Below are 18,750 nucleotides of genomic sequence, written 5' to 3'. Positions count from 1 at the left end.
GAGGGGTGGTCGGGTGGAACCACCCCTCACGAACTCAGGTCATCTCGGTGGTGAGCGCCACCGGCTTGGCCGCGGTCTTGCGGCTGCGGCGGCTACGCCGCTCCAGCCAGTTGGCGAACCAGCTGAGCAGCATGTTGAGCCCGATGTAGAAGACGCCGATGAAGATGGCTGCGACCAGCTTCGTGCCGAAATGCACTGAAGGCAGGATCTTGAAGCCCATGTTCAGCAGGTCGATGTAGGTGATGATGTAGCCGAGCGCGGTGTCCTTGAGCAGGACCACGAGCTGGCTCACCACCGCGGGCATCATCGCGGTGAGCGCCTGCGGGAGCAGGATCAGCCGCATCACGCTGCTCTTGCGCATGCCGATCGCGTAGGCGGCCTCCGACTGGCCCTTCGGCACGGCGAGCACGCCGGCCCGTACCACCTCGGCCAGCACCGACCCGTTGTACAGGGTCAGGCCGATCACCAGCGCCAGCAGGCCGTAGTCGCCGCCGCCCATGAGGTCGGGCGCCAGGAACCAGATGAAGAAGATCAGCAGCAGCAGCGGGATGGCGCGGAAGACCTCCACCACCCAGCCCGCCGGGATTCTGATCCACTTGTGGTCGGAGAGCCTGGCCAGGCCGAAGACGGAGCCGAAGATCAGCGCGAAGATCGAGGCCAGCACCGCCGCCGTCAGCGTGCCCTGCACGCCGGGGATCAGGTACTGGTTCCAGGTCTCCCACTCGAAGAAGGGCGCCCAGATGTTGCCGGCGAACTGCCCCTTGTCGTTCAGCTTGACCACCACGAACGCGGCGACGCCCAGCAGGGCGACCACGGTGATCATCGTGTAGATGTTGTTGCGCAGCCGCGCCTTGGGGCCGGGGGCGTCGTAGAGGACGGTTGCCTGCGGCTTGGTCATCGCGCCACCGCCAGTCGCTTGGCCAGCCAGCCGGTGAACCAGCCGATCGGGAGAGTGACCGCCATGAAGGCGATGACGAGCCCGATGAAGATCGGGATGGAGACGCCCGTGGTGTCGAAGGTGTCGTACATCACGAACGCCGCGTCGGCCAGCAGACCGCCCGCCTGGGCCACCGTGGTGTTCTTGATCAGGGCGATGACGACGCTGCCCAGCGGCGCGATGACCGCGCGGAACGCCTGCGGGAGGATGATCAGCCGCAACGTCTGCATGAAGGTCAGCCCGACCGCGCGCGCCGCCTCCGCCTGGCCCATGGGCACGGTGTTGATGCCCGAGCGCAGCGCCTCGCAGACGAACGTCGCGGCGTAGATGGACATGGCCATCACGACCAGCCAGAACGCGTTGTCGTACGGCTCGTCCGAGAACGTGAGCCCGAGCGTGTCGCTGAGACCCAGTGCGCTGAAGGCCAGCAGCAGGGTCAGCGGCGTGTTCCTGATGACGTTGACGACGGTCGTGCCCGCGGCCCGGAGAACCGGGATGGGGGAGACCCGCATCGCCACCAGGATCGTGCCCAGGACCAGCGCCAGGACCGTGCAGATCGCCGACAGTTGCAGGTTGACCAGGAAGCCTTTGAGAAGGTCCGGCCCGTATTCAATGAGTTCGTCCATTGTGCTCCACCGCATATAGCAGCGGCGGCCGGATCACCGGCCGCCGCGACATGGGCGTGTCCTTACGCGCAACCCTCGGCGGGCGGCGGCGCGGTGGGCGCCGTCAGGCCCTTGGCGTCGCCGAACCACGTGGTCCAGATCTTCTGGGCCTCGCCCTTCTGGTACAGCGCGGTGACGGCCTTGTTGACCGCCTCGCAGGTCTTGGTGTCGCCCTTCTTCAGGCCGATGCCGTACTTCTCGTCGGTGAACGGGTCACCGAGGATCTTGAAGTTGCCCCCGGCCTGCTTGGCGAAGCCCGCCAGGATCAGGTCGTCGGTGGTGACCGCGTCGAGGTTCGAGCCGCTCAGCTTCTGCACGCACTCCGAGTAGTTGCTCGCGCCGACCAGCTTGGCCGGCAGGCCCAGCTTGCCGTCGGGCGGCGGGTCGGTGATGCGCTTGTAGGAGTTGGAGCCCGCGGCCTGGCAGATCCGCTTGTCCTTGAGGTCCATCGCCTTGGCGATCGCCGCGTCGTCCGCGCGCACCATGGTGTCCTGGTGGGCGACGATGTACGGCCCGGCGAAGGAGACCTTGCCCTTGCGCTCCTCGGTGATGGAGTACGTGGCGAAGATGATGTCAACGGTGCCGTTCTGGAGAAGGGCCTCGCGGTTCTTGGAAGGCGCCTCCTTCCAGGTGATCTTGACTTCCTTGCCGGCGGCCAGTTCCTTGATGACGGCCTTGGCCATGTCGACGTCATAGCCGACGGGCTCGTTGCCGGTCTTCAGGCCCAGGCTGGGCTGGTCCCACTTGGTGCCCACGATGATCTCGCTGGCACCGGTCACCTTGTCGACCACGGTCGAGTAGCTGCCGCCCCCGCCGCCGCCACAGGCCGCCAGTCCGACCGCGAGTGCGGCCACGGCGCCCGCGGCGCCGATTCGACGCTTGTACATGAGTCTCTACCTCAATCTTCAGTGCGTGAGGATCTTCGACAGGAAGTCCCGCGCCCGGTCGGTCTGGGCGTTGGTGAAGAACTCGTCAGGGGTGTTCTCTTCGACGATCTGCCCGTCGGCCATGAACACGACCCGGTTTGCCGCCCTGCGTGCGAACCCCATCTCGTGCGTGACGACCATCATGGTCATCCCGTCGCGCGCGAGCCCGATCATGACGTCGAGAACCTCCTGGACCATCTCCGGGTCCAGGGCCGAGGTGGGCTCGTCGAAAAGGATCATCTTCGGATCCATCGCGAGCGCTCTGGCAATCGCGACGCGCTGCTGCTGCCCACCCGAGAGCTGCGCGGGGTACTTGTCCGCCTGCGTGGCGATGCCCACCCGCTCCAACAGCTCCATCGCCCGCTTGTCGGCCTGATCCTTCGCCGTGCCGCGCACCTTGGTGGGGCCCAGGGTGACGTTCTCGCGGATCGTCTTGTGGGCGAACAGGTTGAACGACTGGAACACCATCCCGACCTCGGACCGGAGCTTGGCCAGCGCCTTGCCCTCGTCCGGAAGCACCTGCCCGTCAAAGACGATCTTCCCGGCGTCGATGGTCTCAAGCCGGTTGATGGTACGGCAGAGCGTCGACTTCCCTCCACCGGAAGGGCCGATCACGACCAGAACCTCGCCACGGGAGACGGTCAGGTTGATGTCCCTCAGGACGTGCAGCGCCCCGAAGTGCTTGTTGACGTTCTCCATTTGTACTAGTGGAGACGCGTGCCCGTTCTCCGTCATGGATGCAACCTAAAGGGCGTAAGGACGCTGGTCACTAACCGGGCGGTACCGATCCGATCACATCACGCCACCAAGCTGGAGTTTTAGCCAGTGAGGGGGACGGCGCAAGCCGTACAACGACTACCCTTGAACGTGCGATGACTGTTACCCAGGAGAGCGCCCGCACCTACGAAGTGCGCACATACGGGTGCCAGATGAACGTGCACGACTCCGAGCGGCTGTCGGGCCTGCTGGAAGACGCGGGCTACGTGGCCGCGACCGATGGCGAGACCGCCGACGTGGTCGTCTTCAACACCTGCGCCGTCAGGGAAAACGCCGACAACCGCCTCTACGGCAACCTCGGCCACCTGCGTCCCGCCAAGGTCAAGAACCCGGACATGCAGATCGCCGTCGGCGGCTGCCTGGCGCAGAAGGACCAGGGCGAGATCGTTCGCAAGGCGCCGTGGGTGGACGTCGTGTTCGGCACCCACAACATCGGATCACTGCCGGTGCTGCTGGAGCGGGCGCGGATCGCCGGCGAGGCGCAGGTCGAGCTCAAGGAGTCGCTGGAGGTCTTCCCGTCGACGCTGCCGACCAAGCGCGAGTCGGCCTACGCGGCGTGGGTGTCGGTCTCGGTCGGCTGCAACAACACGTGCACGTTCTGCATCGTGCCGGCGCTGCGCGGCAAGGAGAAGGACCGTCGCCCCGGCGACGTGCTGAACGAGGTCCGGACCCTGGTCGACCAGGGCGTCCTCGAAGTCACCCTGCTGGGCCAGAACGTCAACACCTACGGTGTGGAGTTCGGCGACCGGCTCGCCTTCGGCAAGCTGCTGCGCGCCTGCGGCACCGTCGAGGGGCTGGAGCGGGTCCGCTTCACCTCGCCGCACCCGGCCGCGTTCACCGACGACGTGATCGCCGCCATGGCCGAGACGCCCAACGTGATGCACCAGCTGCACATGCCGCTGCAGTCGGGTTCCGACCGGGTGCTGAAGGCGATGCGCCGTTCGTACCGGGCCGAGCGCTACCTCGGCATCATCTCCCGGGTCCGCGACGCCATGCCCGACGCCGCGATCTCCACCGACATCATCGTCGGCTTCCCCGGCGAGACCGAAGAGGACTTCCAGGCCACGCTCGACGTGGTGCGCGAGTCGCGCTTCGCCAACGCCTTCACCTTCCAATACTCCATCCGCCCCGGCACGCCCGCCGCCACCATGCCCGACCAGCTGCCCAAGGAAGTGGTGCAGGAGCGCTACGAGCGGCTGGTGGCCCTGCAGGAGGAGATCTCCTGGGCGGAGAACAAGAAGCAGGTCGGGCGGACGCTGGAGGTGCTGGTCGCGGAGGGCGAGGGCCGCAAGGACGCGGCCACGCTGCGGCTGAGCGGGCGCGCCGGCGACAACCGGCTGGTGCACTTCGCGGTGGGCGACGAGACGCCGCGGCCCGGTGACATGGTGACGGTCGAGGTCACTTACGCTGCGCCGCACCACCTGGTGGCCGACGGGGCTCTCCGCTCTCTCCGCCGCACCCGCGCCGGCGATGCCTGGGCGGCGCGACAGGGCTTTTCCACGCCCAAGGGGATCTCGCTCGGCATGCCCACCATCGGCCGTCCCGCGCCTCTTCCTCCCGCCGTCTGCTCCCCCTCCTAGACCCTCTTTGTTGTGGGTCGTTGCTGTTCGGTTCTCTGTCCGCCCTCTATCCGTTACGGCAAGCCGCCGCCCACACCGCCCGCCGACACCGGCGGGCGGCCCTGTCCGGTGGCCGGCAGTCGGACGTGGTCCCCGCCGCTACAACGCACGTAGACCCCCTGTTCCGGGGTCAGCTGGGCCTGCCGAGCAGTCGGTCGCAGTAGTCCCGGCGGAAGTCCTGGAACGTGGCACACGGGTTGTGACCTGGGTTCGGTGCCGGGTCGGGGGCCTGCTGTGCAGGTTGGGCGGGGGTTTCGGTGTTGGCCGGGGAGACGCTCGGCGCCGGTGGGTTGCTGCTTGCCGGAGGGCCGCTCTGTGCCGGGGGATTGGCCTTGCTGGCGCTGTCCTGGCGGGGGTGGTTCCGAGGGGAGTACGTGGCGCTGGGCAGGGTCGGGGGGAAGCCGTCTGCCGGGGGAGGGCCCAGGCTTGTTGCCCGGGGCAGAGGTGTTGTCGTGCCGGGGGCGGGGACCAACTGGATCCAGGCGGCGTTGGCGTTGCCGGTTGGGGGTGGTGGTGGGGAAAGGGGCGTTACCCGATAGTGGAGTTCGGGTGATCGTTCGGAAGGCCCGAATGCCAGCAGAATGCCGAAACCGGCCACGGCCAAGACGATCACCACGGATATGGCGGACGTTAGCCGACCCCGCCCACCTGGGCGAATGGCTCCAAAGCGTGACAAGTCGTGATTCCTTAGTGAATGTTGCTGTGAATGGTGTGCGAGCATTCCACTGCTGCGGCTAGTGTGGTCCATCACCCGCGGAAGCCGGCGAGCTTTCCCGATACGACCGCAGGGAGCTGTCCCCCATGCATCATCCGACCGAGCCGGACAGGCCTGAGATCCTCACCGGACCGGGCGAGGAGCCTCGGCCCGCACGCCGTACCCCCTCCAAGAAGAGCAAGACGGTCATCATCGTCGCGTCGGCCCTGGTGGTCGCGTTCGCGGCGGGAGGCGCCGGCTTCTTCCTGGCCAGCGGCGACAAGTCCCCGGCCGGGGGCGCCCAGCCGCAGACCGGCCAGCAGACGCAGCAGCAGAAGCCGGATCCGCGGCTGGCCGAGGACGAGGACGCCTCGGTGGGCGACGTCAGCACCGACGCTCCCACGGACGGCGATGTCGGGAACGAGAACCTGCCCCAGGACGTCGTCCCCCAGAACCCCAACCCCCAGGTCCCGGCCAAGCCGAACACCGCCAACCCGGTGACGCCCAAGCCCGGAACCGGTAAGCCCAGCACGGACAAGCCTGGGTCGGCGGGGACCAACACCACCGCCCCGGACAATCCGGCGGATGGCCCGGCCGGCGAGCTGACCGGCCAGTGCGCGAAGTCCGGCTGCTGACCCGCCGCACCCCCAAACTGGAGTGGTCGGGCGGTTCTTGGGGTTAATGGACCTACTGGGGTGGCCTGGGGCCGCTCTAGGTTGCGGGTATGACGAGTCAGAAGGCCGCTGTCCTGCGAGCTCTGCACGTGCCCGGTGATCCCCTGATCCTGCCCAACGTCTGGGACGCCGCGTCGGCGCGGGCCGTCCGGGAGGCGGGGTTCGCCGTGGTGGCCACCGGGAGTGCGGCGATCGCGCGGGTGCTGGGCTACGACGACGGTGAGGCCACGCCGGTGGCCGAGATGCTGGCCGCGGTGGGGCGGATCGCGCGGGTCGTGGACGTGCCGGTGACCGCCGACGTCGAACGAGGCTACGGGCTCAAGCCGGCCGAGCTGGTCGAGCGGCTGCTGGCCACAGGCGCGGTTGGCTGCAATCTGGAGGATTCCGATCCCCGCACCGGCCGGATGATCGACCCGGGGGAGCAGGCGGACTTCCTGGCCGAGGTACGGGCCGCCGCCGGGGCGGAGCTGGTGGTCAACGCCCGGGTCGACACCTTCCTGGGCGGCGACAAGACGCGCGAGGACGCTGTGGCCAGGGCCCATCGGTACCTGGAGGCGGGCGCCGACTGCGTTTACCCGATCCTCGCGCCGGACCCTGCCGGCCTGGTAGCTGAGATCGACGGCCCGGTGAACGTGATCTTCCACAAGGGCTCACCGGGCCTGGCCGAACTGGGCGCGATGGGGGTGGCCCGGATCAGCTTCGGTCACGGGTTGCACGCGGCGGCCCATGCCCACGCCGTTCAGCTGTTCGAGCGGGTCCGCGAAGGGCGCAACCCCTATCTGTAGGTGAAGCGCCGGCGGGCCTTCGCATAACCTGGCGGCGTGCTTGTCGCCGCGGCCGTCTGCCCGCATCCTCCGCTGATCGTGCCCGAGTTCGCCGGTGCCGCCGCCCCCGAGCTCGACGGTCTGCGCGCCGCCTGCGCGGAGGCCGTGGCCGCCCTGCGTGCCGCCGCGCCCGACCTGCTGCTCGTCGTCGGCGGTGACGACACCACACGCGAGTACGGCCCGCGCTCGGCGGGTTCGCTGGCCCCCTGGGGCGTGGACGTCAGGACCGGTGAGGGCGATCCGGTGCTGCCGTTGTCCCTGACGATCGGCCGATGGCTGCTGGGCGGCGACCCGGACGGGTTCCGGGCGGTGGCAGTGGACGCGAGTCCCGCCGAGTGCGTGGAGCTGGGGGGACGGCTGGCTTCCGGGGCCCGGGTGGCGCTGCTGGTCATGGCGGACGGCTCGGCCAAGCTGACCGGCAAGTCCCCCGGTTACCTGGATCCCGCGGCGGAGCCGTACCAGAGAAGGCTGGTCAAGGCGCTCGCCGAGGCGGACCTCGCGGCGATCGCGGAGCTCGACCCCACTGAGGCGGCGGAGCTTTGGGTCGGCGGGCGGGCGCCGCTGCAGGTGCTGGCCGGAGCGGCGGCGGGGGTGGAGTTGCGGCCGGAACTGGTTCTGGAGTGCGCGCCCTACGGGGTTGGTTATGTCGTGGCTGTGTGGCGCTAGGGGCGTTTCGGGACCTGGACGGTCATGAGGTCGCGGGCCACGATCACGTCGCCGTCGAAGACCGCGCGGGCCTCCTCCAGGAAGACCGGCTCGGCGTCGAGGCCGTAGCGCTCGGAGAAGTGGGTCAGGACCAGGCGGCGCGCGCCCGACTCCTTGGCCACGAGCGCGGCGTCCTGCGCGGTCAGATGGCCGTAGTCCTTGGCCAGGGCGGCTTCCGCCGACAGGAACGTGGACTCGATGACCAGCAGGTCCACGCCGTCGGCCAGGGTGAAGACGTTCTCGCACAGGCGGGTGTCCATGATGAACGCGGCCGACTGGCCGGGGCGTGGCACGCTGCACATCTCCAGCGTGACGCCGCGCAGCGCGCCTTCCTCCTGCAGGACGCGCACGTCGGGGCCGGTGATGCCGTGCTTTCTGAGGCGTTCCGGGAGCATGCGGCGGCCGTCGGGTTCCTGCAGGCGGTAGCCGTAGGACTCGACGGGGTGGGACAGACGGCGCGCGGTCAGCGGCGGCAGCGTGGCGGTGTCGCCGGAGACGGGGTGTTCGGTGATGGTCTCGGTGTCGGTGAAGACCGCGGCGTGGCGCAGCCGGTTCCAGTATTCCTGGCCGCTGGCCGGGTAGACCGCCTTGACCTCGTGTTTCACCCGGTCGCGGGCGATGCGCTGGACGATGCCGGGCACGCCGAGGCAGTGGTCGCCGTGGAAATGCGTGACGCAGATCCAGTGCAGCTGGCTGGAGCTGAGCCCGGCGTGCAGGAGCTGGCGCTGGCTGCCCTCGCCGGGATCGAACAGGTAGCCCTGGCCATCCCACCGCAAAACATAGCCATTGTGATTACGGTGTCGGGTAGGGACCGCGCTTGAGGTCCCCAGCACGACCAGTTCACGAGAGGACACGATGCTCACCGTCGCCTACGCTCAGCTGCCGACGCCCGTCGGCGCCTTCCACGTGGCCGTCACCGAGGACGGGCTGGTCGCGACGGGCTGGCGGCCGCTCCAGGTCGGCCTCGACGAGATTCATGACCCGGATCGTACGGCTTTCGTGCTCGATGAGCTGAAGCTTTATTTCGCCGGTGAGCTCAAGACGTTCGAGACGCCCATCGACTGGAGTCTCATGGCCGGGTCGCGGCGGGCGGTGCTACGTGCTCTGCACCGCGTGCCGTACGGGAAGGTCGTCACCTACGGCGAGCTCGCCCTGCTGAGCGGCACGAGCGTGCCCGCACGCGGGATCGGGTCGATCATGGGCTCGAACCCGATCCCGATCGTGGTGCCCTGCCACCGCGTGCTCGCGGCGGCGGGCCTGGGCGGCTTCAGCGGTGGTATCGGCGTGGAGACCAAACGCTGGCTGCTCACCCACGAGGGCTATCTGCAGCCCACGCTGCTGGATCTCTAGCCTTCCTTGCCGTCGATCTTGTCGGCGGCGTCCTTGGCCATGTCGGTGCCCCTGGCGATGTGCTCGTCGTACTTGCCGCCGGTGGCGTCGCTCGCGGCCGTCGAGGCCTTGTCGATGCCCTGGTTGGCGGCGTCCTCGGCCTTCTCGCGCAGGTTGTCCATCATGCCGCCCGCCGAGTCCTGAGTCTGACCGGCGGTGTCTTTGGCCTGTTCGGGGATGTTCTTCAGCTTCTCGTCGTGCCCGCCGAACATCTCCTTGACCTTGTCGAAAATCGACATGTCTTCCCCCGATGTCTCATTGACGGCCCCCCCGAGCCGTCGTCTCCTTCATACCCCTTGTGTTGACACACTTATCGGTGTGCGCAAGCAGCCTGTCATCGCCGTCGTGGGGCCCACCGCGGCCGGAAAGTCCGATCTCGCCGTGGATCTGGCCCTCCGGCTGGGGGGCGAATGCATCAATGCCGACTCCATGCAGCTTTACCGAGGAATGAACATTGGAACGGCGAAACTCTCCCAAACCGAACAACGAGGTGTTCCTCACCATCTGCTGGACATCTGGGATGTGACCGTCACCGCCAGCGTGGCCGAGTACCAGCGGCTGGTCCGGCCGCTGCTGGACAAGCTGGAGGTGCCGATCCTCGTCGGCGGGAGCGGCCTGTACGTGCGCGCCGCCCTCGACGACCTCGACTTCCCCGGAACCGACCCGGTGGTCCGCGCCCGGCTGGAGGCGGAGCTGGCCCAGGTGGGGCCCGCCGTCCTATATGAGCGGCTCCGGGCCAGCGACCCCAAGGCCGCCGAGGCGATCCTGCCCGGCAACGGCCGGCGGATCGTGCGCGCGCTGGAGGTCATCGAGTTCTCCGGCCGTCCCTTCTCGGCGACGATGCCCTCCTACGAGGCGCTCTACCCGAGTGTCCAGATCGGCCTCGACGTGCCGCGCCCCGAACTGGACGCCCGCATCGAGCTGCGGGTCGGGCGGATGTGGGAGGCGGGCCTGGTGGACGAGGTGCGGGTCCTGCTCGACCAGGGCCTGGCCGACGGCCGTACGGCGGGCCGCGCGCTCGGCTACGCCCAGGTCATGAAATATCTGGCGGGAGAATGGACGGAGGAGGAGGCGATCGCCGAGACCGTCCGGGCCACCCGGCGCTTCGCCCGCCGCCAGGAGTCGTGGTTCCGCCGCGACCCCCGCGTGGTCTGGCTGCCCTACGACGCGCCCGATCTGCTGGGGCTTGCGGTCGATAAGCTTGGGTCATGAAGTTTCTGAAGGGCCACGGTACTGAGAACGACTTCGTCATCATCCCCGACCCGGATGGCGAGATCGACCTGTCGGCCGCGCTTGTGGCCGAGATCTGCGACCGCCGCACCGGCCTCGGCGCCGACGGCGTGCTCCGCGTGGTCCGCAGCAAGGTCAGCCCCGAGGTCTCCGAGCAGGCCGGGCAGACCGAGTGGTTCATGGATTACCGCAATGCCGACGGCAGCATGGCCGAGATGTGCGGCAACGGCGTACGTGTCTTCGCCCGCTACCTGGTCGACGCCGGGCTGGCCGAGCCGGGCGAGTTCGGCATCGCCACCCGGGGCGGCATCCGCAAGGTCCGCCTCCAGGCCGAGGGCGACGTGACGATCGACATGGGCAGGCCCACGGTTTACGGCGAGAGCGTCACCACCGTCGCCGGCCAGGAATACACCGGCCTCCACGTCGACATGGGCAACCCCCACCTGGCCTGCGCCATCGGCGACCCCGTCGTCCAGCTCGACCTGACCCACCAGCCGGCCTTCGACCCCGGCGTCTTCCCCAGCGGCGTCAACATCGAGCTGTTCAACGCCGTGGGCCCGCGCCGCGCGGTCATGCGCGTCTTCGAGCGCGGCTCCGGCGAGACCCGCTCGTGCGGCACCGGCGCGGTGGCCACCGCCGTCGCCGCCGCCCACCTGAGCGGCGAGGTCACCGGCGAGTGGATCGTGGAGGTCGCCGGCGGCAGGCTCACGGTCACCCTCGACGAGGAGACCAGCTACCTGAGCGGACCGGCGGTGATCGTCGCCTCCGGCGACCTGACCCTTGCAGAATAATGTTCTCCTGGGCGATGCTGGGCGCATGGCTGATCCACAGACCACCGCGATCGAGGTCAAAGCACCCATCGGCGTCCTGGGCGGCAACTTCATGCTGTCCAGGGAGGCCAAGGCACTCTGCGAGGAGTACGGCCTCGGCCCGCGCGAGCTCTACTTCCGCGGGCGCTGCGGCGTGCTCGGCGAGTGCGAGGCGGACGTGGTCACCTCCGTGGCCGTCTTCTTCCCGCCCGAGCACGTCTCGCAGAGCTGGGACGGCGGCCGCAAGATGCCCGTCGAGCAGGCGGTCGAGCTCTATACCGGCGCCTGCCACGCGTGGGGACGCCGCAAGCTCGGCGGCTTCGACGGCTGCGCCAGGATCGCCGAGCTGCTCGAACCGGTCGTGGAGAAGGCTTCGCCGGTCGGGGCGCCCTTGTTCGCCGGGTGGCGGGCCGTACCCCTTCCCGATGACGCGCCCGCGCGGGCGACACAGCTCATGCACGTCGTGCGGGAGCTACGGGGCGGTCTGCATGCGAATGCGGTGATCGCGGAGGGAATGCATCCGCTGGACGCCGTCCTCGCCGCCTCGCACGAGGGCACCCCGTTCGGACGCGCCAGCGGAGAGTCGATCGCGCGGTTCTTCACCTGGCCGGAGCCCTATCCGCAACTTCCGGCCGAGGTGATCGAGCGCCGGGCGAAGATCGAAGAGACGACCGATCGGCTCATGGCTCCGGTATTTTCTGTCCTGAACGCGGCTGAATCGGATGAGCTGATAGGGCTTCTCCGTTTGGGGCACGCCCATTGACCTGGCAGACTGACTCCCCATGGACGTGGACATCTGGGCCTGGGTCGGCGACACCCAGCAGCAGCTTTCTGAGGCGGGCAACGTTGGCCTCGCCATGGCGCTGGGAGACCTCCCCGCACAGGCCTACGAGGGCCGCTATCCCCAGCTGGACGTGATGGCCCCGGCCATCGCCCAGCAGGCGGAGGCTCTCGGCCTGCCCTGGCTCGAGTTCTACGCCCGCTATTGGCATCTCGTGGGCCGGGTCGGCGACCGGGCCCAGGGCGCGGTGGCGATCGGCGACGCGGAGGAGCTGCTCGCGTTCGCCCAGCGCGAAGAGGTGCGTGACTGCCCCGCGGCCCCGGCAGCCGTCGAGACGCTCGCCCTCGCCTGGGCCAACGCCGACGGCCCCGGCTACGCCGAGCAGCGGCTGGAGAAGCTGGGCGCGGCCATCGAGGGCCTGCCCGCCGACCAGCCCGCCTACACCGGCCTGGTGACGCAATATGTCGCGGCCCTGGTCGACGCCGGGCGCGCCGACGAGGCGATCACCTACGCCGAGTCCGCCGTCGAGCAGCTGCGCGCCGTCGACAAGCCGGCCAGCTGGGAGCTCGGCGCCGCCAGCGCCCGCGCGCTGCTGGCCGCCGGTCGCGCCGACGCCGCGCTGACCGCGCTGCAGGCAGCCGCCGACTTCCCGGCCGACGACCCGCCCGCCAAGCCCCACCGCGACGGTGTGCGCCGCGCGCGCATCCTGGCCGAGCTCGGCCGCACCGCCGAGGCCGTGGACGCGCTGCCCGACCTCGACGTCGTGGGCAACCACCCGCGCGACTTCGTCGAGTGGGCGCAGGTCGTGCTCAAGCTGGCCGGTTCCTCGCAGATCACCAACACCTGGCAGCTCGGCCGCGTCCTGCGCCAGTGGATCGACTACTTCAGCATGATGGGCGGCTACCAGGCCCGCGTGGAGCTGGCCCTGGTCGCCGGTGACCTGGCCATCGCGCGTCAGGGTGTGTGGCAGGCGCGGCTGCTGGCCGACCTCGCCGAGCAGTTCTCCGTCGAGCTGCGCGACGCGGAGAGCGTCGCCGGGCGCATCGCCGCCCTGCGCGCCGCCGCCGACACCACCTCCGAGCCGGATGCCCCCGGCTCCGAGGACGAGCGGGTCGCCTACTTCGACGCCGCCGACGGCTTCAACGCCGACCCCGAGAAGTGGGTCGGCTGGCTGGCCCCGATCTCCGGCTCCGACCTGGAGGCCACCCGCCGCCACACCACCACGCTCGGCTTCCTCGGCTACCCGGCCACCGGCGCCGACATCTACTGGAAGATGCTCGTCGACTCCGGCGACATCGCCACGGCCGACCCCGACGACGTCGCGTACCTGACCACGCTGCTCATCGAGGCCCGCCAGGACGAGCGCCTCGAGCAGATGGCCGCGATGCTGCCGCACGCCGTCCAGCACCTCACCCTCGCCCGCCTGCACAGCGCCCGCGAGCGCTGGGCCGAGACCGCCGCCGAGGGCGAGCACGCCATCGCCGCCGGCGCCGGCACCGAGGCGCGCCGCCTGGTCTCGGGCGCCGCGCAGCAGCTCGACGACAACGCCCGCGGCGCCCAGGTGCTGCTGGAGGTCCTCGACGAGCTCAACGACGAGGACGTCTGGCGCATGGTCGTGATGGCCACCGCAGCCGAAGACTGGGACACCGTCCGCAAGGGCGCGGCCAAGATCGGGATGCCGATCCAGTCCACCGAGGGCCCGATCGAGGAGGAGATGGGCCTGATCCGGGTCATCCTCCCGGCGCCCGACGGCGGTCAGCGGCAGGTGCTGTCCATCCGCACCGGCCCGGCCACGGCGCGCCTGGCGCTGCCGCAGCCGCGTGGCATGGAATACAACGCCGGCGACCTGGTCGTCTTCGACCCGCAGCTGCTGGAGCCCATCCCCGACGACCCCAAGGAGCAGGAAAACTTCGTGCCGCCGTTCGCGGCCGTGAGCATCCTGCGCCCCGGCGGATACGTCAGCTACTTCTTCGACGGCGCCGCGCCGTCCGAGAGCGACTGGGCCGAGTTCACCGAGGTCATGGCCGAGCGCGGCTGGCCGATGTGGGTCTACTCGGAGGAAAACTACACCGTCACCCACCCGACCTCCGGCGAGACGCTGCCCGGCGTCTACGGCTGGGTCGCCGTCCCGCCGGACGTCGCGGCCACCGACGTCGACGCCCTGCTCGACGACGCCACCGAGCGCTGGTCGCACCCGCTGGCCTGGCTCGACCTGGCCCGCGAGATCGACGTCGAGGTCGAGCGGCACGAGCGCATCGTCAAGGAATACGGTCTCTGATGATCGACAAGTTCAGGCTCGACGGGAAGGTGGCCATCGTCACCGGGGCCTCGTCGGGCCTGGGCGTGGCCTTCGCCCGCGGGCTGGCGCAGGCGGGGGCCGACATCGCGATCGGCGCCCGGCGGGCCGACCGGCTCGACGGGACCCGGAAGCTGGTCGAGGAGGCCGGGCGGCGTTGCCTGGCCGTCGCGACCGACGTGACCGTGGTCGAGCAGTGCCAGGCGCTGGTCGAGGCGGCTGTGGCGGAGTTCGGGCAGGTCGATGTCCTGATCAACAACGCTGGGGTGGGCACGGCCGTACCGGCGCTGCGGGAGAGTCCCGAGGAGTTCCGGCGGGTGATCGACATCAACCTGCACGGGAGCTACTGGATGGCGCAGGCGTGCGCGCGGGTCATGCGGCCCGGGTCGTCCATCGTCAACATCGGCAGCATCCTCGGCGAGACCACGGCGGGGCTGCCGCAGGCGGCCTACAGCGCGTCGAAGGCCGGGGTCATCGGGCTCACCCGTGACCTCGCGCAGCAGTGGACGGGTCGGCGCGGGATCCGGGTCAACTGCCTGGAGCCCGGCTTCTTCGCCTCGGAGATGACGGAGGAGTACAGCGCCGGCTATTTGGAGCGCATGCTGGAGCAGCGGGTGGTGATGGGCCGGGTGGGCGAGGCCGATGAACTCGTGGCGGCGGCGGTGTTTCTGGCGAGCGACGCTTCGTCGTACATCACGGGCGTGACGCTGCCGGTTGACGGTGGCATTCTGCTGACCTGATAGTTTGCTCTCTGATCTTCACGTTTCGGAGGGATTTATGGGCGACATCGACCGTCTTGCGGCAGTTATTCGGGACGAGCGGCCTTGGGGTGGGTTCGAGCGCTTCACCCTCAACGAGACGTCGACGGTGAAGATCATCGATGTGGCGCCTGGCCAGCGGCTCAGCCTCCAGCGGCACAAGTCGCGGGACGAGCTGTGGGTGGCACTGGACCCGGGCTGCGTGTTCGAGATCGACGGCGAGCGCACGGAGCCCGACGTCGGTGACCGGGTCCTGATCCGCGCCGGCCAAACCCACCGCCTCAGCAGCTCCGGCCCCGCCACCCGCATCCTCGAAATCGCCTTCGGCCACTTTGACGAGGACGACATTGAGCGTCTTGAGGATGCTTACGGGCGTTCCTGAAAGGCCTTTTTATCTGTTGCGGCGGCTTCTTCTGTGACGCGAGCTCTATCTGTTGCGGCGGCTTCTTCTGTGACGCGAGCTCTATCTGTTGCGGCGGCTTCTTCTGTGACGCAAGCTCTATCTGTTACGGCAAGCCTGGCTGACGCCACCCGCCGTCGCCGGTTGGCGCCGATCGGGGGGATCGCTTCTCACGTCGGACGTGGTCCCCACCGCAACGGCCCCCGTTAACCGGCTCCTGGGCTGACTGCCCCGTTAATCGGCTCCCGGGGTCACTGCCCGGCTGGCGGGCTTCCGGTCTCGCCACCCGCCTTTGCTCTTCCCCATCGAGCACCTGGTCCCCAGTGAGCGCCTGCGGCCGCGCTCGCGCCCTGTCTTGGGGCCTTCCGCCTCGGGTGCTTGTGGACCCCCTCTGTCGCGTGTCCCGATCTTGTGCGCCCTCCCGGCCCGGCTACGGCTCCCTGTCCTGGGTCCCCTTCGGTCTTTGTCGCCTTCTGGCCTGTGGGTGTCGTGGTTTTTCGGGCTGTCTGGGTTGGTGTCGTGGTTGGGTTGGTGGCTGTGGGGCTCTTGTTTGGGGGTCGGGTGGGCTCTATGTTCGTTGCGTAGTCCGGTGCGTGTTGCGTATTAGGGAACAACCGGAGGGCGCATGGTGTCCCGGCCGCGGTTAGTGATCATTGGAGCCGGCATTGTGGGCTGTGCCCTGGCCGACGAGCTCACCGGGCGGGGGTGGACCGACGTCACCGTGGTCGAGCAGGGGCCCTTGTTCGCCGCCGGAGGGTCGAGTTCGCATGCGCCTGGGCTGGTGTTCCAGACCAATCCGTCCAAGACGATGACGGAGTTCGCCACTTACACGGTCAACAAGTACAGCGGGCTGTCGCTCGATGGGCAGTGGTGCTTCAAGCAGGTGGGCGGGCTGGAAGTGGCTACCACGCCTGAGCGGCTCATCGACCTGCGGCGGCGTCAGGGGTGGGCCGAGGCGTGGGGTGTGCACGGTGAGGTGATCAGTCCCGAGCGGTGCCTTGAGCTCTGGTCTCTGCTCGATCCTGCTCGGGTGCTCGGCGGGTACTTCGTGCCTACCGACGGGCTGGCCAACTCGCTGCGGTGTGGTGAGGCTCAGGCGCGGCGCGCTATCGAGCGAGGGGCTCGGTTTCTGGCGCACCACACCGTCGTGGGGATCGAGCAGCAGGGCGGGCGCGTCACGGGGGTGGCGGTTGAGGTTGGTGCTGAGGGGCTCGAATATCGGGTCGTGCCTGCTGATGTGGTCGTCAGCGCCGCGGGATTCTGGGGGCCGAGCATCGGGGCGATGGCGGGCGTGAGTGTGCCGTTGCTGCCGCTGGCTCATCAGTACGCGCGGTCGGAGCCGCTGGCCGTACTGGAGGGAAATCCTGAAGCGGTACGGCCCATCCTGCGGCACCAGGACAGAGACCTGTATTTCCGGGAACACGGGGATCAGATCGGCGTCGGGTCCTATGCGCACCGGCCGATGCCGGTCCGGCAGGAGGAGATCGGGCCCAACGGCACCACGATGCCGTCGGTGCAGGCGTTCACCGAGGACGACTTCGAGCCTGCCTGGCGGGACGCCGTCGAACTGCTGCCCGCGCTCAAGGAGTCGGCCTACACCGGCGGGATCAACGGGATCTTCTCCTTCACACCGGACGGGCTCCCGCTGATCGGGGAGGCGCCGCAGCTCGACGGGTTCTGGCTGGCGGAGGCGGTGTGGGTGACGCATTCGGCCGGGGTGGCCAAGGCGCTGGCGGAGGTGCTGGTCGACGGGCGTTCCAGCGTCGACCTGCACGAGTGCGAGCTGAACCGGTTCGAGCCCGTCCACCTCGCGCCCGCCTTCGTCGAGGAGCGCGGCAAGCAGAACTTCGTCGAGGTCTACGACATCATCCATCCGCTCCAGCCGATGGAATCGCCCCGTCCCATGCGGACCAGTCCGTTCTATCCGCGTCAGCGGGAGCTTGGGGCGTTCTTCCTGGAGGGGGCGGGGTGGGAGCGTCCGCAGTGGTTCACGGCCAACAGCCCGCTTTCCGGTGATCCGGGGCGGCTGGGCCTGACCGAGCGGGATGACTGGGCGGCGCGCTACTGGTCGCCGATCGCCGCTGCCGAGTCCCACTACACGCGTGAGCAGGTCGCCCTTTACGACATGACGCCGCTCAAGCGGATCGAGGTGACGGGGGCGGGGGCGGCGGCGTTCTTGCAGCGGATGACGACGAACAATGTCGACAAGAAGCCCGGTTCCGTGACGTACACGCTGCTGCTCGATGCCGGTGGTGGGGTGCGGTCCGATCTCACGGTCGCGCGGCTGACCGAGGAGCGGTTCCAGGTCGGGGCGAACGGGAATCTCGACCTCGACTGGCTGCAGCGGCACGCGCCGGGCGACGTTCAGGTTCGGGACATCACGCCTGGGACGTGCTGTGTGGGCGTTTGGGGGCCGCGGGCCCGCGAACTGGTGCAGCCGCTTACGGACCTGGACATGTCTCACGAGGGGTTCCGGTATTTCACCTGTAAGCAGGGATATATCGGGCAGGTGCCGGTGACGGCCATGCGGGTGTCGTATGTGGGGGAACTGGGCTGGGAGCTCTACACCACCGCCGATCTGGGCCTCAAACTCTGGGACACGCTCTGGGCGACGGGGCTGCCCATCGCGGGTGGGCGGGCGGCGTTCAACAGCCTGCGCCTGGAGAAGGGGTACCGGCTGTGGGGGGTGGACATGACGCCTGAGCACAACCCGTACGAGGCGGGGCTGGCCTTCGCCGTCCGGGAGGACAAGGACTTCCTCGGCCGGGAGGCGCTGTCCAAGGAGATCACGCGCAAGCTCGTGCCGCTGCTGACGGCCGAGGTCGTGACGGGCAAGGAGCCGGTACGGCACGGCGGCGCCACGGTCGGCTACACCACCAGCGCCGCCTACGGCCACACCATCGGCCGCCCGATCGCCTACGCCTGGTTGCCGATCGGCCTCACCACTCCCGGCACGGAGGTGGAGGTCGCCTACTTCGGCCGCCCCGTCCCGGCCGAGGTGGCGGCCGAGCCCCTGTTCGACGCCAAGATGGAGAAGATCCGACGATGACCCGATCGACGGAACCCCCACCAACCCCACCCCACCCCGTAACCCCGGCCCAGAGCCTCCCAAACCCCGACCGCTCAGACCTGAGGTTGTCGGACCCTGGTCGGCCAGACCGGAGGTGGTCAGACTCCGGTCGCTCGGACTTGGGTGGGTCGTGCCAAGGGCCATCGGTCCGGGGTGTGTCGGACCGGAGGTTGTCGGTCCGGGGTGTGTCGGACCG

Annotated in this window: 18 protein-coding genes; 12 read left to right on the top strand and 6 right to left on the bottom strand. The window is 69.1% G+C overall.

What is annotated here, in order from left to right; all coding sequences use genetic code 11:
- Positions 1 to 34 precede the first annotated feature (34 nt).
- From HNR40_RS28750 to HNR40_RS28735, 4 genes are all read right to left on the bottom strand, one after another.
- Positions 35 to 898 (bottom strand): amino acid ABC transporter permease, encoded by an 864-nt coding sequence (locus tag HNR40_RS28750; RefSeq protein ID WP_184966721.1) that lies wholly within the window; start codon positions 896 to 898, stop codon positions 35 to 37.
- Positions 895 to 1,563 (bottom strand): amino acid ABC transporter permease, encoded by a 669-nt coding sequence (locus tag HNR40_RS28745; protein ID WP_184966719.1) that lies wholly within the window; start codon positions 1,561 to 1,563, stop codon positions 895 to 897. Before HNR40_RS28745 ends, HNR40_RS28750 begins: the two co-directional genes overlap by 4 nt.
- Positions 1,564 to 1,625: 62 nt before the next feature.
- Entirely contained in the window at positions 1,626 to 2,489 is an 864-nt protein-coding gene (locus tag HNR40_RS28740) for a glutamate ABC transporter substrate-binding protein (protein ID WP_184966717.1), read from the bottom strand.
- A gap of 18 nt (positions 2,490 to 2,507) precedes the next feature.
- Positions 2,508 to 3,227 (bottom strand): amino acid ABC transporter ATP-binding protein, encoded by a 720-nt coding sequence (locus tag HNR40_RS28735; protein WP_376773517.1) that lies wholly within the window; start codon positions 3,225 to 3,227, stop codon positions 2,508 to 2,510.
- 173 nt (positions 3,228 to 3,400) lie between these two features.
- Between HNR40_RS28735 and miaB the strand changes: the two genes are divergently transcribed.
- From miaB to HNR40_RS28715, 4 genes are all read left to right on the top strand, one after another.
- The gene (gene miaB / locus HNR40_RS28730) at positions 3,401 to 4,885 is read left to right on the top strand and encodes a tRNA (N6-isopentenyl adenosine(37)-C2)-methylthiotransferase MiaB (RefSeq protein WP_184966713.1); all 1,485 of its coding nucleotides are present in this window, start codon (positions 3,401 to 3,403) and stop codon (positions 4,883 to 4,885) included.
- A gap of 840 nt (positions 4,886 to 5,725) precedes the next feature.
- Positions 5,726 to 6,253 (top strand): hypothetical protein, encoded by a 528-nt coding sequence (locus tag HNR40_RS28725; RefSeq protein ID WP_184966711.1) that lies wholly within the window; start codon positions 5,726 to 5,728, stop codon positions 6,251 to 6,253.
- A gap of 89 nt (positions 6,254 to 6,342) precedes the next feature.
- On the top strand, positions 6,343 to 7,077 hold the full coding sequence (locus HNR40_RS28720) for an isocitrate lyase/PEP mutase family protein (RefSeq protein WP_184966709.1): 735 nt from the start codon (positions 6,343 to 6,345) through the stop codon (positions 7,075 to 7,077).
- A 36-nt stretch (positions 7,078 to 7,113) separates the two neighbouring features.
- Positions 7,114 to 7,782 carry a class III extradiol ring-cleavage dioxygenase family protein gene (locus HNR40_RS28715; RefSeq protein ID WP_184966707.1) on the top strand — a complete coding sequence of 223 codons (669 nt, stop codon included), beginning with the start codon at positions 7,114 to 7,116 and terminating at the stop codon, positions 7,780 to 7,782.
- On the opposite strand, the gene HNR40_RS28710 is transcribed toward HNR40_RS28715, so the two are convergent.
- Positions 7,779 to 8,675, bottom strand: coding sequence for a ribonuclease Z (locus HNR40_RS28710; protein WP_184966705.1), 897 nt, complete (start codon positions 8,673 to 8,675; stop codon positions 7,779 to 7,781). The two genes, HNR40_RS28715 and HNR40_RS28710, sit on opposite strands and share 4 nt — an antisense overlap.
- Position 8,676: 1 nt before the next feature.
- Here HNR40_RS28710 and HNR40_RS28705 point away from each other — a divergent pair, with 1 nt between their 5' ends.
- Positions 8,677 to 9,171 (top strand): methylated-DNA--[protein]-cysteine S-methyltransferase, encoded by a 495-nt coding sequence (locus HNR40_RS28705; RefSeq protein ID WP_184966703.1) that lies wholly within the window; start codon positions 8,677 to 8,679, stop codon positions 9,169 to 9,171.
- Here HNR40_RS28705 and HNR40_RS28700 read toward each other — a convergent pair.
- On the bottom strand, positions 9,168 to 9,449 hold the full coding sequence (locus tag HNR40_RS28700) for an antitoxin (RefSeq protein WP_184966701.1): 282 nt from the start codon (positions 9,447 to 9,449) through the stop codon (positions 9,168 to 9,170). The genes HNR40_RS28705 and HNR40_RS28700 overlap by 4 nt on opposite strands.
- Before the next feature lie 79 nt (positions 9,450 to 9,528).
- Between HNR40_RS28700 and miaA the strand changes: the two genes are divergently transcribed.
- The 7 genes from miaA (at position 9,529) to HNR40_RS28665 (ending at position 18,533) form a co-directional block, all read left to right on the top strand.
- A complete protein-coding gene (miaA, locus tag HNR40_RS28695; protein WP_312896546.1) occupies positions 9,529 to 10,422 on the top strand; it encodes a tRNA (adenosine(37)-N6)-dimethylallyltransferase MiaA in 894 nt (297 codons plus the stop codon).
- Positions 10,419 to 11,231: a diaminopimelate epimerase gene (gene dapF / locus HNR40_RS28690; protein ID WP_184966698.1), complete on the top strand. Its 813-nt coding sequence runs from the start codon at positions 10,419 to 10,421 to the stop codon at positions 11,229 to 11,231. Before miaA ends, dapF begins: the two co-directional genes overlap by 4 nt.
- Before the next feature lie 25 nt (positions 11,232 to 11,256).
- Positions 11,257 to 12,012: an SCO6745 family protein gene (locus tag HNR40_RS28685; RefSeq protein WP_246509578.1), complete on the top strand. Its 756-nt coding sequence runs from the start codon at positions 11,257 to 11,259 to the stop codon at positions 12,010 to 12,012.
- A 19-nt stretch (positions 12,013 to 12,031) separates the two neighbouring features.
- Positions 12,032 to 14,308, top strand: a complete 2,277-nt coding sequence (locus HNR40_RS28680) for a tetratricopeptide repeat protein (protein WP_184966697.1) — start codon at positions 12,032 to 12,034, stop codon at positions 14,306 to 14,308.
- Positions 14,308 to 15,066 (top strand): SDR family NAD(P)-dependent oxidoreductase, encoded by a 759-nt coding sequence (locus tag HNR40_RS28675; protein ID WP_184966696.1) that lies wholly within the window; start codon positions 14,308 to 14,310, stop codon positions 15,064 to 15,066. The genes HNR40_RS28680 and HNR40_RS28675 overlap by 1 nt, the downstream gene beginning before the upstream one ends.
- Positions 15,067 to 15,103: 37 nt before the next feature.
- Positions 15,104 to 15,466 (top strand): phosphomannose isomerase type II C-terminal cupin domain, encoded by a 363-nt coding sequence (locus HNR40_RS28670; RefSeq protein WP_184966695.1) that lies wholly within the window; start codon positions 15,104 to 15,106, stop codon positions 15,464 to 15,466.
- Between the two features lie 643 nt (positions 15,467 to 16,109).
- Positions 16,110 to 18,533: a GcvT family protein gene (locus HNR40_RS28665; protein ID WP_184966694.1), complete on the top strand. Its 2,424-nt coding sequence runs from the start codon at positions 16,110 to 16,112 to the stop codon at positions 18,531 to 18,533.
- The last annotated feature ends 217 nt before the right edge of the window (positions 18,534 to 18,750 follow it).

Origin of the sequence: Nonomuraea endophytica (assembly GCF_014203235.1) — a bacterium.
GTDB lineage: Bacteria > Actinomycetota > Actinomycetes > Streptosporangiales > Streptosporangiaceae > Nonomuraea > Nonomuraea endophytica.
This window is presented reverse-complemented; position numbering and strand designations above follow the sequence as displayed.

Coding starts and splice junctions, on each gene's coding strand:
- HNR40_RS28705 (WP_184966703.1), top strand. CDS start 8,677: ATGCTCACCGTCGCCTACGCTCAGCTGCCGACGCCCGTCGGCGCCTTC.
- dapF (WP_184966698.1), top strand. CDS start 10,419: ATGAAGTTTCTGAAGGGCCACGGTACTGAGAACGACTTCGTCATCATC.
- HNR40_RS28680 (WP_184966697.1), top strand. CDS start 12,032: ATGGACGTGGACATCTGGGCCTGGGTCGGCGACACCCAGCAGCAGCTT.
- HNR40_RS28685 (WP_246509578.1), top strand. CDS start 11,257: ATGGCTGATCCACAGACCACCGCGATCGAGGTCAAAGCACCCATCGGC.
- HNR40_RS28675 (WP_184966696.1), top strand. CDS start 14,308: ATGATCGACAAGTTCAGGCTCGACGGGAAGGTGGCCATCGTCACCGGG.
- HNR40_RS28665 (WP_184966694.1), top strand. CDS start 16,110: ATGGTGTCCCGGCCGCGGTTAGTGATCATTGGAGCCGGCATTGTGGGC.
- HNR40_RS28670 (WP_184966695.1), top strand. CDS start 15,104: ATGGGCGACATCGACCGTCTTGCGGCAGTTATTCGGGACGAGCGGCCT.
- HNR40_RS28745 (WP_184966719.1), bottom strand. CDS start 1,563: ATGGACGAACTCATTGAATACGGGCCGGACCTTCTCAAAGGCTTCCTG.
- HNR40_RS28750 (WP_184966721.1), bottom strand. CDS start 898: ATGACCAAGCCGCAGGCAACCGTCCTCTACGACGCCCCCGGCCCCAAG.
- HNR40_RS28720 (WP_184966709.1), top strand. CDS start 6,343: ATGACGAGTCAGAAGGCCGCTGTCCTGCGAGCTCTGCACGTGCCCGGT.
- HNR40_RS28700 (WP_184966701.1), bottom strand. CDS start 9,449: ATGTCGATTTTCGACAAGGTCAAGGAGATGTTCGGCGGGCACGACGAG.
- HNR40_RS28725 (WP_184966711.1), top strand. CDS start 5,726: ATGCATCATCCGACCGAGCCGGACAGGCCTGAGATCCTCACCGGACCG.
- HNR40_RS28735 (WP_376773517.1), bottom strand. CDS start 3,227: ATGGAGAACGTCAACAAGCACTTCGGGGCGCTGCACGTCCTGAGGGAC.
- HNR40_RS28740 (WP_184966717.1), bottom strand. CDS start 2,489: ATGTACAAGCGTCGAATCGGCGCCGCGGGCGCCGTGGCCGCACTCGCG.
- miaB (WP_184966713.1), top strand. CDS start 3,401: ATGACTGTTACCCAGGAGAGCGCCCGCACCTACGAAGTGCGCACATAC.